The 15043-nt window shown below is 70.6% G+C and carries 15 protein-coding genes; 8 read left to right on the top strand and 7 right to left on the bottom strand.

Features of this window, described 5'->3' with window-relative positions:
- Nucleotide 1 precedes the first annotated feature (1 nt).
- From OEB96_RS02745 to OEB96_RS02725, 5 genes are all read right to left on the bottom strand, one after another.
- Entirely contained in the window at nucleotides 2-871 is an 870-nt protein-coding gene (locus tag OEB96_RS02745) for a hypothetical protein (RefSeq protein ID WP_266213843.1), read from the bottom strand.
- 354 nt (nucleotides 872-1225) lie between these two features.
- Nucleotides 1226-2566 (bottom strand): Obg family GTPase CgtA, encoded by a 1341-nt coding sequence (gene cgtA, locus OEB96_RS02740; protein WP_266213842.1) that lies wholly within the window; start codon nucleotides 2564-2566, stop codon nucleotides 1226-1228.
- Nucleotides 2567-2633: 67 nt separating this feature from the next.
- Nucleotides 2634-2909, bottom strand: a complete 276-nt coding sequence (rpmA, locus tag OEB96_RS02735; protein ID WP_266213841.1) for a 50S ribosomal protein L27 — start codon at nucleotides 2907-2909, stop codon at nucleotides 2634-2636.
- 30 nt (nucleotides 2910-2939) lie between these two features.
- Nucleotides 2940-3263, bottom strand: a complete 324-nt coding sequence (gene rplU / locus OEB96_RS02730; protein ID WP_266213840.1) for a 50S ribosomal protein L21 — start codon at nucleotides 3261-3263, stop codon at nucleotides 2940-2942.
- 226 nt (nucleotides 3264-3489) lie between these two features.
- Nucleotides 3490-5079 (bottom strand): hypothetical protein, encoded by a 1590-nt coding sequence (locus tag OEB96_RS02725; RefSeq protein ID WP_266213839.1) that lies wholly within the window; start codon nucleotides 5077-5079, stop codon nucleotides 3490-3492.
- A gap of 148 nt (nucleotides 5080-5227) precedes the next feature.
- Between OEB96_RS02725 and OEB96_RS02720 the strand changes: the two genes are divergently transcribed.
- From OEB96_RS02720 to OEB96_RS02710, 3 genes are all read left to right on the top strand, one after another.
- Nucleotides 5228-6220: a lytic transglycosylase domain-containing protein gene (locus OEB96_RS02720; RefSeq protein WP_266213838.1), complete on the top strand. Its 993-nt coding sequence runs from the start codon at nucleotides 5228-5230 to the stop codon at nucleotides 6218-6220.
- Between the two features lie 187 nt (nucleotides 6221-6407).
- Entirely contained in the window at nucleotides 6408-7364 is a 957-nt protein-coding gene (locus OEB96_RS02715) for a serine/threonine protein kinase (RefSeq protein ID WP_266213837.1), read from the top strand.
- Between the two features lie 9 nt (nucleotides 7365-7373).
- The gene (locus OEB96_RS02710) at nucleotides 7374-9449 is read left to right on the top strand and encodes a hypothetical protein (protein WP_266213836.1); all 2076 of its coding nucleotides are present in this window, start codon (nucleotides 7374-7376) and stop codon (nucleotides 9447-9449) included.
- A 70-nt stretch (nucleotides 9450-9519) separates the two neighbouring features.
- Here OEB96_RS02710 and OEB96_RS02705 read toward each other — a convergent pair whose 3' ends face one another.
- Nucleotides 9520-10074 (bottom strand): CBS domain-containing protein, encoded by a 555-nt coding sequence (locus tag OEB96_RS02705; protein WP_266213835.1) that lies wholly within the window; start codon nucleotides 10072-10074, stop codon nucleotides 9520-9522.
- 303 nt (nucleotides 10075-10377) lie between these two features.
- On the opposite strand from OEB96_RS02705, the gene OEB96_RS02700 reads away from it, so the two are divergent.
- The 5 genes from OEB96_RS02700 (at nucleotide 10378) to OEB96_RS02680 (ending at nucleotide 14055) form a co-directional block, all read left to right on the top strand.
- Nucleotides 10378-11568 (top strand): collagen-like protein, encoded by a 1191-nt coding sequence (locus tag OEB96_RS02700; RefSeq protein ID WP_266213834.1) that lies wholly within the window; start codon nucleotides 10378-10380, stop codon nucleotides 11566-11568.
- 12 nt (nucleotides 11569-11580) lie between these two features.
- Nucleotides 11581-12024, top strand: coding sequence for a hypothetical protein (locus tag OEB96_RS02695; protein WP_266213833.1), 444 nt, complete (start codon nucleotides 11581-11583; stop codon nucleotides 12022-12024).
- Nucleotides 12025-12588: 564 nt separating this feature from the next.
- Nucleotides 12589-12912: a hypothetical protein gene (locus tag OEB96_RS02690; RefSeq protein WP_266213832.1), complete on the top strand. Its 324-nt coding sequence runs from the start codon at nucleotides 12589-12591 to the stop codon at nucleotides 12910-12912.
- 206 nt (nucleotides 12913-13118) lie between these two features.
- Entirely contained in the window at nucleotides 13119-13484 is a 366-nt protein-coding gene (locus OEB96_RS02685) for a hypothetical protein (protein ID WP_266213831.1), read from the top strand.
- Nucleotides 13485-13503: 19 nt separating this feature from the next.
- Nucleotides 13504-14055 carry a hypothetical protein gene (locus OEB96_RS02680; RefSeq protein ID WP_266213830.1) on the top strand — a complete coding sequence of 184 codons (552 nt, stop codon included), beginning with the start codon at nucleotides 13504-13506 and terminating at the stop codon, nucleotides 14053-14055.
- A 24-nt stretch (nucleotides 14056-14079) separates the two neighbouring features.
- On the opposite strand, the gene OEB96_RS02675 is transcribed toward OEB96_RS02680, so the two are convergent.
- Nucleotides 14080-15030, bottom strand: a complete 951-nt coding sequence (locus tag OEB96_RS02675; protein ID WP_266213829.1) for a 3'-5' exonuclease — start codon at nucleotides 15028-15030, stop codon at nucleotides 14080-14082.
- Nucleotides 15031-15043 lie beyond the last annotated feature (13 nt).

The raw sequence follows: 15043 nt of genomic DNA, 5'->3' as shown, positions 1-15043 counted from the left end.
ACTAGCCCTCGTCCTTGTCCTTGGACTTGCTGCCGCGGGTTCGCGGGAGCGGCCGGCCGGCGGCATCGAGCGGGACCTCCTGCCAGTTGACGGCCGGGCGATCCTTCATCTCGGTGGTCATGTTGCCGCGCTCGAAGCCCTGGCTCACCAGCTTGACCGCCCCGTTCTCGGGCGCGGTGAAGGAGTGCGAGCTCCGCGAGTCGAACGTGTAGCCATTGAGGTAGGCGAACACGCCGTAGCCGTTGCCCTGGTAGGTCAGCTCCACCGTCACGCTGTGGGGCCCGGGCGGGAGGTTGCCGTCGTAGACGAGCAGCTCGTCCTCGCCGTCGAGGCTGCCGGTCTCGTCGGTGCGCGCGAAGATCTGGGCGCCGTCCATGATCACCACCACCTTCACGAGCCGAAAGCCCGAGCCCATGAGGTTTTGGTGGGCGATGGTGACACGGCTGCCCGCGAGCACGCCCCGCAGCACGGTCTCCTTGAGGAGGGTCAGGCGCGCCTTGCTGCGAAAGATCTTGTCCTTGAGCTCGTCGACCTCGCCCTGCAGGTTGTCGAGTCGATCGCCGTAGAGCTCGCTCTCGCGAACGTTCGGGTTGGCCGGCCCAGCCGTCCCGGTTCCGGTTCCGGCCGCGGGAGTGGCAAAGGGATCGGCACTCGCGGCCGTGGGCGTGCGACCGGGCTCGGTCGTGGCCGGTGCCGGGGTCGTCGTGGCCGGAGCCGGGGTCGTCGTGGCCGGAGCCGTGGCGGGAGCCGGCTTGGCCGGTGCCGGCTTGGCGGGGGCGGGCTTGACCGGCGTGGGCTTGACCGGAGCCGGCTGGGCTCGCGCAGCCACCGCGACCCCCATGCACAGCACCAGCGCGACCACGGCGGGCAAGGACGAGAGGACACGACGGGCACGGCCCGCGATCATCCCCAGAATGGGGCCAAGAATGGGGCCGTGAACGAGCGAGTCCAGCACGGACACAAAGGTATCAAGGCCCCCAAGCCTCCACCAGAAGGAGGCCCGAGCGGCAGGGGCAAGGGCATGGAGCGAAGCTCGAGGTGACGGGGCCACGGGATCCTCCCTGGGAGGCGAAGGGCAGACCTCCCCGGCTCGCATCCACGCGAATGGCCCGGCCCAGTTTCCTGATCGAGGCACCTGGTCGAGTTTTCCTGCTCGCCGCTCGACCCACCGTCGCGAGATCGGACGGTCGCAGAGCGCAGGCGGCACCAGCACCTGCGTGCTCGTTCAGGCCGGCGGGGGGCTCGCAGGATCGAGCCGGCGCCAGATCGCCTCGAGCAGCTTGGGGATCCCCGCGCCGGTCTGGGCCGAGATCGTGAACAACGGGATGTTGCGCGCGCGCAGCTCCGCCCGCAGCTGCGAGACCATCGCGCGCCCCTCCTCGTCGCCGAGCAGGTCGAGCTTGTTCAACGCCACCACCCTGGGGCGACCATCGAACTGCGAGCCGTAGCGAGAGAGCTCGTGCTCGAGCGCCTCGAGGTCGGCCAGCGGCTCGCGCCCGGGCTCGGGATCGGGCGCCAGCACGTGCAGCAGCACCCGCGTGCGCTCGAGGTGCCGCAGGAACTGCAGGCCCAGGCCCTTGCCGTCGCTGGCTCCGCGAATGAGCCCGGGCACGTCGGCCACCACCATCGAGCGTCCGCTGGTCAGCTGCACCACGCCGAGGTTGGGAACCAGGGTGGTGAACGGGTACGCGCCCACCTTGGGTCGCGCACGGCTGATCTTGCGGATCAAGGTCGACTTGCCCACGTTGGGAAAGCCCACGATGCCCACGTCGGCGAGCAGCTTGAGCTCGAGGCGCACGCGAAACGCCTCGCCGGACTCGCCAGGCTCGGCCCGGTCGGGCGCGCGATTGGTGGAGCTGCGAAAGTGGATGTTGCCGCGCCCACCTCGTCCGCCGCGGGCGATCGTGAGGCGCTGGTGGGCCGTGCTCAGATCGCCCAGCAGCATGCCGGGCTCGTGCTCCACGAACTCGGCGGCAGGACGCAGGCCGTCACCACCCTCGGCATCGAGCAGCTCGAGCGGCACGGAGAGTTCGTCCTCGTCGTCGCTGGCATCGCCGTCCTCGCTCGCGTCGGCCAGTGCTGGCTCTGGTTCTGGTTCTGGTTCTGGCTCTGGCGCCGACTCGCCCTTGCCCCTGCCCTCGGAGGCGAGCTCGGCCGCAGCCTCGCGCAGGCGCTGCAGCGCCGCCGGATCTCCGTCGACGTAGACGGTCTCCATGCCCTCGCCGTCGTCGTCCGCGACCGTCACGCGGTCGGGCGCATCGGCGTGCCCCTCGAGGTAGACCATGGTGCCCACCGGCACCTTGATCACGAGATCCTCTCCGCCTCGCCCGTTGCGATCGCGGATCCCCCCGGGCTGCCCGTTCTCGGCGTGGAGGCGCTGGCGATAGCGCAGGTCGAGCAGTGTGGTGAGGTGGGGATCGGCCTCGAGCACCACGTCGCCACCATCGCCTCCGTCACCCCCGGCAGGACCGCCCTTGGGGACGTACTTCTCGCGACGCCACGCAACCGCGCCGTCACCACCGCGGCCGGCTCGGGCGACGACGCGAACCAGGTCGACGAAACGCATGGGACAGGCCGTCCTTCGGCCGAGGCTGGACCCGCGCGGCGTTCGACGCCGCGACCGGGGTCGTCACCTACTCGGCAGCCTGAGCCGGAGCCGCGTCGACGGCCACGTGCGGGCGTCGCTCACGACCGCGCTTGTAGAAGCGCACGTTGCCATCGACGAGGGCGAACAGGGTGAAGTCCTTGCCCTGCCCCACGCCCGGACCGGGGCGGTAGCTGTTGCCGACCTGACGCACGATGATGTTGCCCGCACGTACGGCCTCGCCGCCGAACTTCTTGACCCCACGCATCTGCGCCTTGGAGTCGCGTCCGTTCTTGATCGAGCCCTGACCTTTTTTGTGTGCCATGGATCTGGTCCTCTGGAAGCGCCTGGGGCGTCAGCCGGTGATCTCTTCGATCTTGATCTCGGTGTAGGCCTGGCGATGGCCCATCTTGCGGCGGTAGTTCTTGCGACGGCGGAACTTGTAGACCACGAGCTTGGGACCGCGGCCGTGGGCGGTGATGGTGCCCTTGACCTTGGCGCCTTCGACCAAGGGCTTGCCGACGCGTGCCTCGGCGCCGCTGCCGAGCAGCAGCACCTCGGGCAGCTCGATGCTGCCGCCGACCTCGCCCTCGAGCTTCTCGACGCGAAGCACTGCACCGGGCTCGACCCGATACTGCTTGCCGCCGGTCCTGACGATGGCCTGATTGAAGCTGGACATGGGAGGTTCTCCGAAGATCGAATCGGCCGAGCGTAGTCGGCCCGGGCGAGGCTTCGCGGCGTCGTGCCGAGGACGAAGCGCAGCGCCCGTCCGCCGCCCGGGGCGGCGAGGGAGGACGAAGCATATGGATCCGCGGCCCGGGGTCAAGCCTCCGGTCGAACCCGCGACGTGCGCGTCCCCGCACCGCCGTGGCTCGGCCCCATCGCCCGCCTCCGTGAGCCCCGTCCTAGGCGTCGCCGAAGCGACGATCGCGCCGACGCCGACGGCCCCACGCACGCCCCAGGAAGGGCAGCAAGGCCAAGAAGGCCAGCGCCCCGCCGCCACGGCCGCCCGATGAGTCCGCCGTGCACGCGCAGCCCTTGCCATCGCCATCGTCCCCGCCGGTCATCTCCGGCTGCCCGCCACCGGACTCGCCGCTCTCCCCGTCGGTGCCCGTGCCCTTGGGCGGGCTGGTGTCGTTGCCCCCGCTGCTGTCGACGGAGCCCGATTCATTGGGCGTGCCCACGTAGATCGTGACCGAGTCCTCGGTGATGTGGCCGAAGTGATCCTCGGCCCCCACCGTCACCACCCACACCCCGGCCGGCAATCCGGCGAGGTTGAGCGCCGGACGGTAGTCGTCGTCGACCTGGCGCTCGTAGTCGACGAAGTTGGCCATCTCCTCGCCGTCCTGCGTGATCACGTAGTACCAGCCGTAGCCCCCGTAGTCGTCGGAGATCAGGCTGCGCACGTCCACGTCGCCGCCCTCGGGGATCTCGAGGCCGTCGACGGGCTCGACGATCTCGACCATGGGCGCCTCCATGTCGGGCTCGTTGCCGCCAAACAGCCACGCGAGCTCCGCGTCCTCGTTCTGCTGATCGTTGCCCACCCCGCAGAACTCCTCGTGGGTGAGACGGCAGCCCGCGCTGTTGGGGCCCTGGCACTGCGTCTCGCACAGGCCATCGCAGGAGTCCGAGAACACGCCGTTGGCAATGCCGCAGTACGACATCACCGAGCCGCAATTGAAGGTGTGGTCCAGGCCCCAGGCGTGTCCCGCCTCCTGACTGGCCGTGTTCGCGGCCTGCGTGGCCGAGGTGCCGCCGCTGGCGAAGGTGTAGACCACGTGGCGCTGACCGAGCGCACCGCAGTCGGCCCCGGGCGCCACGCCGCCGGCGGGCGAGTCGATGTTGGTGTCGGTCCACTGCCCGCCCACCATCTCCATGGTGTAGGGCACGGTCTTGTTGGGCCGCGACAGGTAGACCACGTTGATGCCGTAGGCCGCCACGTCTTCCTGCACCGCCTGGATGATCGACAGCGCCTTCTGCTCCCCGCCCTCGTAGGTGGGGTACACGGCCTGCTTGGCCAGGGTGGAGCGGTTCTCGGCCGAGTTGTCGGCGCTGGCGTAGAGCATGCCGCCGTTGAAGTTCATGAACAGGGTGTGCTTGCGCGGGTACTCGTTGCCCGGGATGTCCTCGACGGCATGGATCACGTCGGGGTCGACCTCGAGATCGCCCGAGGCCACGGGCTGCGGCAGGACCACGCCGCCGCGCTGCACCCAGCCCTCGGGCGTGCGACCGGCTCGGGACGAGTCGGGCTCGGTCTGCTCGCCAGGCGGGACCGCGAAGTCATCGAGCGCATGGAAGTCGGGCTGCTCCACCGGGATGGCGCGACCTCGATGGCGCTCGGGATGCGCCACCAGATCGGCCGCATCGATCACGAGCGGTCCATTGGTCTTGGGCGCCCACGGGTGGTAGCCGGGCGAGGGCCCCCTGGCCTCGGCAGCCGGGACGAAAGCGAGCAGAAGAGGGCTGACCAGCAGGGCGGCACGGCGAACGACCATCGCGAGCACCATCATGCACCGCGCCGGGAGAGCTGGGGGACCGATGATCCCAAACGCGACCGAATGCTCCAGCGCCGGCGCGAATTGCGCAGATGCGAAGCACGACGAAAACTTTGGGCGACGCGCTGCCTTCTTTAGGGTCCGGGGCATGGCCCGACTCGATCGCGTCCCCAACCGTATGATTGGCCGCTCCGCCCTGGTGGGGCTCGTCGTGCTAGCCGCGGGGTGCGCGCAATTCCAATGGTCCGGCCTCGGCCCAGGGGCCCCGGGGCAGCGTACGCCGGGGCCCTCGCGCGAGGCGTTGGCCGCGGCGGCCCACGAGGATCGCGATCATGCCTTGCCCTCGATCGAGCCCGCGCCGCCGTTCCCCCTCGCCGATCGCGATCGGATCGCCCCCATCCAGCCCATCGTCGAGGACGTCGCGGCGCGCTACGACATGGATCCGGATCTGATCAACGGGGTGATCTGGGTGGAGAGCCGCTTCCAACCCCGTGCCAAGAGCCCCGCCGGTGCGCGGGGCCTGATGCAGCTGATGCCGGCCACCGCCAGCGCCATGGCGCGCGAGCTCGATCGCCCGGTCGCTCGCGTGTACGAGCCCGAATTCAACGTCGAGGCGGGGAGCGTCTACTTGCTCAAGCTGCTCGATCGCTTCGACGGTGACGAGACCCTGGCGTTGGCCTCGTACAACGCCGGAGCCGGCAACGTGGGCAAGTGGATGGCCAACGACGGCACACTACCGCCACGAAGCTTGCAGTACGTCGAGAGCGTGCAGCGGGCTCGCCTTCGCTTCGTGGCGATGCGGCAGGAGCGATCCGGATCGCCCGAGGATCGCACCATGCTCGCGTCCGCTCCGAGCCGCTCCGAGCCCGAGCCCACCCCCGAAGTTCCACCGCCACCCGCACGCCCGAGCGCATCGTCGACGCCGCGCTCCGAGCCGGCCGCACCGACGCCCGAGCCGGTCAATCCACTCGCGCCGTCTCCCGACGTCTACCGCCCCGAGCCCACCCCCGAGCCGCCGCTCGCCGACACGCCCTACCCGCCGCTCACGGAGCGTCGACCGAGCCGCGCCGCGCTCGACGAGGACGACGAGCCGGTCGAGGTTCGGCGACCCCGGTCGCTGCCCTCCGTGCTCGATGAGTAATCGGCCTCGACAACGAGGCTACGTCCGTGTGGCTGGGCTGCACGGCGCTTCACGCCCCCGCCCCCGCGCTGGCCTGGCCGTCGCAGCTCTCCACCCCGCGGGCAGGCTGCGCCCCGTCCGCTGACCTCCGAGAGCGGCCAGGAAGGACCCCATCACCGGGATCCATCGGCTACGATGCCGGGAGCGGATGGCGACGACCGAGCCCACGATCCCCGGCGCTACGCCACACGACCTCCTGCCCGCCGGCACGCGCCTGGCCAATCGCTACGTCGTGGGCGAGCTGATCGGCGGCGGCGGCATGGCGCAGGTGTACCGGGGCGAGCACGAGACCATCGGGCGCGCGATGGCGATCAAGGTGCTGGCCAGCGAGCTGGCCCACGAGCCCTCGATCGTCGAGCGCTTCATCCAGGAGGCGCGCGCGGCCTCCAAGATCCACCACGAGAACGTGGTCGAGGTGACCGACTTCGGCGAGACCGAGACCGGCCGACCGTTCATGGTGATGGAGTACCTCGAGGGCGAGGACCTCGGGCACACCCTCGCCCGCGAGGGGCGGATCTCGTGGGATCGCGCCCAGCCGATCCTCCTGCAGCTGCTCGCCGCGCTGCAAGCCGTGCACGAGCAGGGCGTGGTCCACCGCGACATCAAGCCCGAGAACATCTTCTTGCTCTCGCGCATGGGCAGCCACGACTTCGTGAAGGTGTGCGACTTCGGCATCGCCAAGGTCCTGCGGGGCAGCCGACCCGGAGGCAAGTCGCTCACCGTCAAGGGGCAGCTCATCGGCACGCCGCCCTACATGTCTCCTGAGCAGTGCCTGGGCGCCGACGTCGATGCGCGGGCCGACCTCTATACCGCGGGGATCATCGCCTACGAGCTGCTCACCGGTCGCACGCCGTTCGAGAGCGAGGACCCGGTGAAGATGATCCGCATGCACGTGTACGAGCCGGTCCCGCCCATGGCCGACAAGGCGCTGGGCATCGAGGTCGATCCCCAGGTGGAGGCGGTCATCGTGCGCGCGCTGGCCAAGGACCGCGACGAGCGCTTCTCCTCGGCCAACGAGCTGGCCCGAGCGCTGCTGCGCGACACCCCGCAGAGCAGCTCCACCCTGCTGCCCGGGCTCCGCAAGCACTTCGAGGGCACGGCCTGAGCCCACTCCATGTCGATGGCGAGGGCACGGTGCTGGTGGTGGCCATGGTGGCTGCTGTGGCTGGTGGGCTGCGGCGCCGGCCCGAGCACCGAGCCCCACGGCGAAGCGGTGGTCGTGGCCGAGATCGATCTCCTCGGCGCTCCCACCCGGATCCGCGAGACGCTCGTGTGGCAGGGCGGTCGCGGACCGCACGGCCGTGAGCTCCAGCTCGAGCCGATCCCCGGCGCGTTCCCGCTGCGCCCCGAGCTCGTGCTCGAGCACGCGGCGATCGACGACGCACCGATCGAAGTGGGCGTGCGGCACTACGACGACTGGCTCGACCTCGATCTACCGAACACGCCGGGCGAGGGTCGCCACCGGCTCGACCTGGCGTACACCCTCCACGGGGCGTGGCGTGCCGGAGACGATGGCGTGGATGTGCTGCGCATGCAGCAGGTGGGTCCTCGCTCACCGCTGACGATCCGCAACGTCACCCTGCGCGTGCTCGCGCCACCCGATGCTGCCCTGGGACTGTGGGTGGCCAACGGCTACGGCGCCTACGACCGCGTCGAGCTCCAGCGCCAGGGCGAGGTCACCGAGGGCGCGCAGGCATGGGTGGCGAGCCTGGGCTCATCGCCGCCCGCCACCCCGCTCTACTGGCAGCTCGGGGTGCGCTCACCGTCGTTCGATCCCGCACCGCTTCCCTACCTGGTCACGCTGGTGGGGCAATCGGGGTCGGTCCCGTGGGCCCTGGCGGGGATGGTGCTGCTGGCGCTGGTCTTGCGCGGGCAGCCACCCCATCGCGTGATCGCGGGCACCCGCGTGCTCCACCTCGCCATGCTCGCCGTCGCGGCATGGGAGCTGGTCGGCCAGCAGCTCCGCTCCTGGTGGGGGGCGCTGGCCGTGCCCAGCTCCGAGCTGGGCACCGCGCTCGTGGAGATCGCCGCGAGCCTCGGCTTGTTCGTGATCCTCGGACAGTTCCTCCGCGAGCAGGATCGCGGCCTGACGCAGCGCCGCCCCGAGAGCTACGAGCTCGAGCTGGCGCTGCCACTGACGCTGGCGCTGGCCGTGCCGATGATGTCGGTGCGCACCTCGTACCTGCTGCTCCCGCTGCTCGGCGTGCCGGGGCTCGTGGCCTGGCTGCGTCGTCCGATCGCGCTGGCCATGGGCGTGGATCTGCACCTCGTGGTCGAGGCGGTTCGGACCCGCGGCACCACCACCGTGCCGGAGCTGGCGGCGGCCGTGGGCTTGCGCCCCGAGGCGCTCCGCGAGCTGCTGCAGCGGCACCCCGAGCTTCCCGTGGTGTTCGAGCGGCGAGAGGATCGGGTGCTCTCGACCTCGACCGCCACGCTTCGCGACGACCTACGGCTGTGCCCGAGCTGCGGCGGTGCCACCCGCATCACCGGCCAGGACCTCCTCGCTTGCCCCTACTGCGAGCGCGAGTATGCGTCGGTCCACGTCCCCTCGTCCTCCTCCCCGGTTCCCCTGGTCGTGCGCAGCACTGCCACCTACCTCGACCTGCTGGGCCGCGGGCTCATGGCCTGGGCGGTGCTGCTCGGCGCCGCGTTCCTGGCGATGGCGCTGCTGGGCAACGCGCGCATCTCGGTGGTGGGTGCGCTCGTGGGCGGCGCCGTGCTCCTGCTGGTGGCCCATGGCGCGCACGTGCTCCTCGGGCGGTTCGCCCACGGGCTGCGCGCGGGCAAGGGCTACCGCGTGCTCTTGGTCCTGCTCGGGCTCGGCGTGCCCCTGGTGGTGCCCGCGATCCTGCTGTGGCGCCTGCGCAGCCCGCGAGCGCGGCTCCACTTCGGACGCTTCGACCTGCAGGCGCTCGATCGGTACCTGGGCGAGCGCGGTCAGCTCTCGCTCGACGAGCTCGCCCAGCGGTTGGGCACTCGCTGGGACGAAGCCTTCGATCTCGCCGTGTACCTGTGCGGCAACGGAGGGCTCGATGCCGTCCTCGATCGCGTGGGACTTCGACTCATCGCGCGCGCTCGTCTTCGCGAGCTGGCGACCGCCGGCACGTGCCTGCGTTGCGGCGGCATCCTGGGCATCGGAGCGGGCACCGTGCGATGCCACCACTGCGGCACCACGGCCAACGCAGCGTAGCCCGCGCGTCCGTCCATCGGGGGCACGAGCTACCGGAACCACCGCCCGGGTCGATGCGTCGGCGCGAGCGTCAACCGCCCGCGCCGATGAGTCGCCCGTCCTTGGCCGACGGTCCGGCGTGGCCGAGGTGCTCGCCCAGCCGATACGAGTGCTCGATGTGCGGCCGCACCTTGGGCTGCTCGACGATGTGCGTGGGCTTGACCATCGGCTCGACCGCCTCCCCGGTGGCCAGGGCCCGTACCGCCCGCAGCGCATCGGTGGTGGTGAAGATGCCCGTCACCAGGCCATCGTCCACGATCACCGCGCAGCCATAGCGGTGCGCCTCCATCTCCTTGCAGACCTCGGCCAGCGAGGCCCTGGGACCGCAGGTGAAGGGCGCGGCGGTCATCGCCTGGAACACGGTCACCTTCTCGGGCTTGACCCCGGGCAACGACAGCGCGAACGTGATGTCGCGGCTGCTCACCACCCCCACGAGGTGGTCGTTGCGGGTGATCAGCAGGTGCCGGATGTTGTTGGCGTTCATCCGATCCTGCGCGTCGAGGATGGACAGACCCTCGTCGGCCGTGCAGGGGGTGTACGTCATGAAGTCGCCAACGGTGGGGAGCGCTTTGGTTTCCTCGGTCACGGATGCAAGCTAGGCCACCCAACGCAGCGCGTCGGCGGCAAATGAATCGCGCGAGAGCTGCGCACTTGCGCAAGATTTGCGCGAGAGGCTCGTAGCCTCGCCACCGGAAGACCGGTCGGCCGAGTGGGCGAGCGTCGCCCAGCTCGCATCCTTTTCAATTCGACCGGCTCCAACGTCTTCGGTTGTGTCCGATTCGCCGCGGGGCCGTGCTGGGCTCTGCGCGAACTTGGACGACTCGTCTTCGCCCCTGCTGGTCCACCGCTGTCACGTGGGCATGGCCGGAGGCGCATGGAGCCTTCATTCATGAGATCGCCTGCCTTCCCTTCCTTGATCTGTTCCTCATTGCTCGTCGCGCTCGCGCTCGCGTCGTCGGTCAGCGCCGCGGTACCGCCCACCGTCACGCATCAGGGTCGACTGTTCGACCTCGATGGGGTGCCGGTCACCGATGCGCTCGACGTCACCTTCACCGTGTACGACGCGCCGGTGGGCGGCAACGCGCTGTGGACCGAGACCCACGCGATCGACTTCGAGGACGGCTACTACTCCATCGAGCTCGGTGGCCTCACGCCGCTCGATTCCACCATCATCGATGGCAGCACCCGCTACATGGCCATGGCCATCGAGGGCGACGACGAGATGTCGCCGCGAAGCTCCGTGGGTAGCGTGCCCTATGCGATGCTCGCCAACGACGTCAACGGCGACATCCATCCCAGCAGCGTCGAGATCCAAGGATACGGACCGGTCATCGACGGCGATGGGAACTGGGTCGGCGAACCCACGGGCATCGTGGGACCCGCAGGGCCTGCTGGACCCGCCGGCCCTGCGGGGCCCGCTGGCGTCGATGGACCTGCGGGGCCCGCTGGACCCGCCGGCCCTCTCGGACCCGCTGGACCGGCCGGTCCCGCTGGACCGGTGGGCCCTGCCGGCCCCGTCGGCCCCGTTGGCCCCGTTGGCGCTCAGGGAGCGCCCGGCCCCGCGGGACCTGCTGGACCCGCGGGTTCTCAAGGTCCCGCGGGTTCTCAAGGGCCCGCTGGGCCTGCTGGACCGGCTGGACCCGCGGGGCCCGCAGGTCCTCAAGGACCCTCCGGCATCGTCATGAATGGCTATGCGCAAGGATCGGTGGGCGCGCTCATCGACACGGGCTCCTACGTCTTCCTCGGGCCCACCGTCTCGGTCACGGTCGCCGCCGGCAATCTGGTCCACGTGGATGCCACTGCCGTGCTCGGCTCCAACGCGATCGGCGGCGCCTCGATGAGCCGCCTCTCGGCCTGCCACCAACCAAGCGGTGGCGGTGCCCTGGTCGATCACCTCAACGACTGGAGCTCGGTGGCCGTGACGGTGGGCACTCGCATCCCCTTGTCCGTATCGCAGCGGATCGCCGCGCTCGCGGCAGGCACCTACAACGTCGGTCTCTGCTACCAGATGGCCGCCGGTCAAGCCGCCAACTGGAACAACAACCAGTGGGTCAACAACCGGGTGTTCGTCACCAACTGAGGGGAGGACGCCATGCGCAGCCATCCATCGCATCCATCGCATTCGGCTCGGCGATCGGGCTGGGCGCTGTTGTTGGTCACGACGCTGGGATTCTCGTGTGGCGACGACTCGTCCGTGGTCGCCAGCTCGGGCTCGGACTCCTCGACCACGAGTACCGACACCCAGGGCTCGACCGGCACGTCGACCACCGGGGTCGACACCACCGAAGGGGTCGATGTCACCGGGGTCAGCAGCTCGAGCGGCTCCGACTCGAGCTCGAGCGACGACACCACCGGCGGTGATGCGATCACCGGCCGTACCGTCAACCAGCTCGTCTCCTCGGGCACGCGGGCCTCGAGCCGCAAGTACACCGTGGTGCACACGCTCGGCCAGCCGTCCTCGCTCCAGTCCACGCATGTCTCCACCCACTATCGCGTGCAAGGCGGCCTCGTCGGCGCCAACGGGAGTCCGCCATGAAGGCCTCGCGGCGGGTTCCCCTGACTCTCGCCGCCGTGCTCGGCTTGCTGGCCGTCACGCCATCGACCCGAGCCGCCGTGCCAGCCACCCTGACCCACCAAGGACGGCTGTTCGACGTGGACGGAGCGCCGGTGAGCGACACGCTCGAGGTGTCCTTCACCCTCTACGACTCGCAGTTCGGCGGCAACGCGCTGTGGACCGAGACGCACACCATCACCTTCGAGGTGGGCTACTACTCCGTCGAGCTCGGCTCGCTCACCGAGCTCGATGCCGGCGTCATCGACGGCAGCACCCGCTACATGGCCATGGCGATCGAAGGCGACGACGAGATGTCACCGCGCAGCCTCGTGGGCAGCGTGCCCTATGCGATGCTCGCCAACGACGTCAACGGCGACATCCATCCCAGCAGCATCGAGATCCTGGGCCATGGACTGGTGATCGACGAGAATGGGCAGTGGGTGGGTGATCCAACGGGGCTGCTCGGGCCGGCGGGGCCCGCTGGACCCGCTGGACCCGCTGGGCCTACGGGACCCGCTGGACAGGATGGTGCCGCGGGAACAGACGGTGTCACGGGTCCGATGGGTCCGTCTGGACCTTCCGGTCCCCAAGGCCCCGCCGGCCCGGCGGGCGCTGTCGGTCCTGCCGGCGCTGTCGGTCCTGCCGGACCTGCGGGCGCTATCGGTCCTGCCGGCCCGGCGGGTGCTGTCGGTCCTGTTGGCCCGGCGGGCGCTGTCGGTCCTGCTGGCCCGGTGGGTGCTGTCGGTCCTGCCGGCCCGGCGGGTGCTGTCGGTCCTGCCGGCCCGGCGGGTGCTGTCGGTCCCGCTGGCGCTGCCGGTCCTGCCGGTCCCGCTGGCGCTGCCGGCCCTGCCGGTCCTGCGGGCTCCGTAGGTCCTGTGGGTCCCGCTGGCGCCGTCGGTCCTGCTGGTCCGCAAGGTCCCGCTGGCGCCGTCGGTCCCGCTGGTCCGCAAGGCCTGCAGGGTGCGGCCGGTCCGGTTGGACCAGTCGGCCCGGCCGGTCCTCAGGGACTCCAAGGGCTCCAAGGCCCCTCGGGTGTCGTCCTCAACGCCTACGTCGATGGTGTCGTGCCCGTGCTCATGGACAGCCCTTCCGCCTACGTCTTCCTTGGACCCACCGTGTCGGTGACCGTGGCGGCCGGCAACACGATCCACGTGACCAGCACCGCCGTGCTCGGCACCACCAACATCACCGGCGCCACCATGAGCCGACTCTCGGTCTGCCATCAGCCGGCCGCCGGCGGGGTGCTGATCGACAACGACGCCGACTGGAGCGTGGTGCGGATCCCCGTCAACACCAGCATCCCCATGGCGGTGTCGCAGCGGATCTCCGGGCTCGCCGCGGGCACGTACAACGTGGGCATGTGCTATCGCATGGCCGCCGGGCAATCCGGCAACTGGAACGACAACGACTGGGTCACCAGCAAGGTGCTCGTGCTCCTCTGATGCCGTCCTCCTCCCCATCATGACCAATGCTCGAAGCCCATCCCTCCCCGTCGCAATCGTGGCGGGGAGCACCATCATCGGCGTGAGCCTCTACCTCGGCCTGCGCGCCATGCAGCCGGCGGCCCAGCCCACCCAAGCCCTGCCCTCGGCACCACCAGCAGCCGGGCCCCCGACCATGACCGGGGCACCGGCTCCGAGCGCGAGCATCACCGGTCCCACCAACGCCGCCTCGACCACGCCCACGGTCGAGCAAGCCCCGGCAAGGCCCACCGGCGCCGCGCTCGAGGCCCTCGTGCAGCAGCAGGCCCAGGCCGCCCTCGACGCCCTCGCGCCCACGCTCGGGAGCGCCTGTTGGACCCCCCCCGGCCCCGACGAACCCGCGTCGGTCGTCCTGGACTACGACGTGACGTTCGACCCCGATGGCACCCTCGTCATGCTGGGCATCGGCGAGCGACGCGACGCCTTTCGCACCGATGTCGCCTCGTGCTTGCGCGGGCTCCCTCGGCCCCAGCTCGCGATCGACCCTCCGGGCGAGCACACGCGAGTGGTGCTGGCGCTGGCGCTGCCGTGAGGTCCGGCTCGCGACGGCTGGCCCTCACGATGGCGCCGGCTCTCCCGGCGCCCAGCCCAGCGTGGCCAGGCACGTCGACAGCCGCCACAGTCCCTCGATCTCCTCGGGATCGAGCCGGTCGTCATCGATGAAGCGCCCCACGTACTCCGAGAACACCCGCGCATGCATGGCCCACGTTTGGGACGGCGACAGCTCGAGCGACTCGCGGAGCCCTCGAATCCGCGCCAGCTCGTCCTCCGAGATCTCGAGATCGTGCACCGCTCCCAACACCTCGTCGCGATAGCGTCGCAGGCTCAGGTGCCCCGGGTAGTGCCGTCCCACCCCCTGCCGCGGTTGCAGCACGGGTGGCTCGGACGGCGCGGAGGGCTCTGGCCACGACGGATGCTCGAGCGAGTCGAGCAGCCCCGGCCTGGCCTCGGCCAGCGCCCGCAGCGTGCCCATGCCCACGCGAGCGAGCCCCTCGAGCAGTCGCCGCAGCAGAGCCGCCGCCGCCATCGCATCGTGCCGCGCCGCGTGAGCCGCCCGGTGCGGCACGCCCAGCTCGTCGCACAGGGCCGAGAGCTCGTAGCTGCGAACCGAGCCCAGCGCCCGCGCCAACCGCAGCGTGCAGAGGTGCGGCGGCGCGGCACGCAGCATCCCGCACCGCGACAGCTCGGCCCCCAGCAGCCGTAGATCGAGCTCCGCGTTGTGAGCCACCAGCAATCGATCCCCGAACGCATGCAGCAGCGCCGGTGCCACCTGCGGAAACGTCGGCGCTCCTGCCACGTCCCAGTCACCCAGGCCGTGGATCTCCGTGGCCGCCATCGCCCGCTGTGGATCCACGAGCGTGTCGAAGGCCAGCCGCAGCTCCTGCCCCGGCACCGCTTCCACCACCGCCAGCTCCACCACGCGATCGCGATGTGCATCGAGACCCGTGGCCTCGAGATCGAGCACCACGAACGGCAGCTCTCGCAGCGGTACGTCGAGCCAGCTCATGGCGCCCCTCGGA

Origin of the sequence: Paraliomyxa miuraensis, assembly GCF_026337845.1 — a bacterium.
GTDB lineage: Bacteria > Myxococcota_A > Polyangia > Nannocystales > Nannocystaceae > Paraliomyxa > Paraliomyxa miuraensis.
This window is presented reverse-complemented; position numbering and strand designations above follow the sequence as displayed.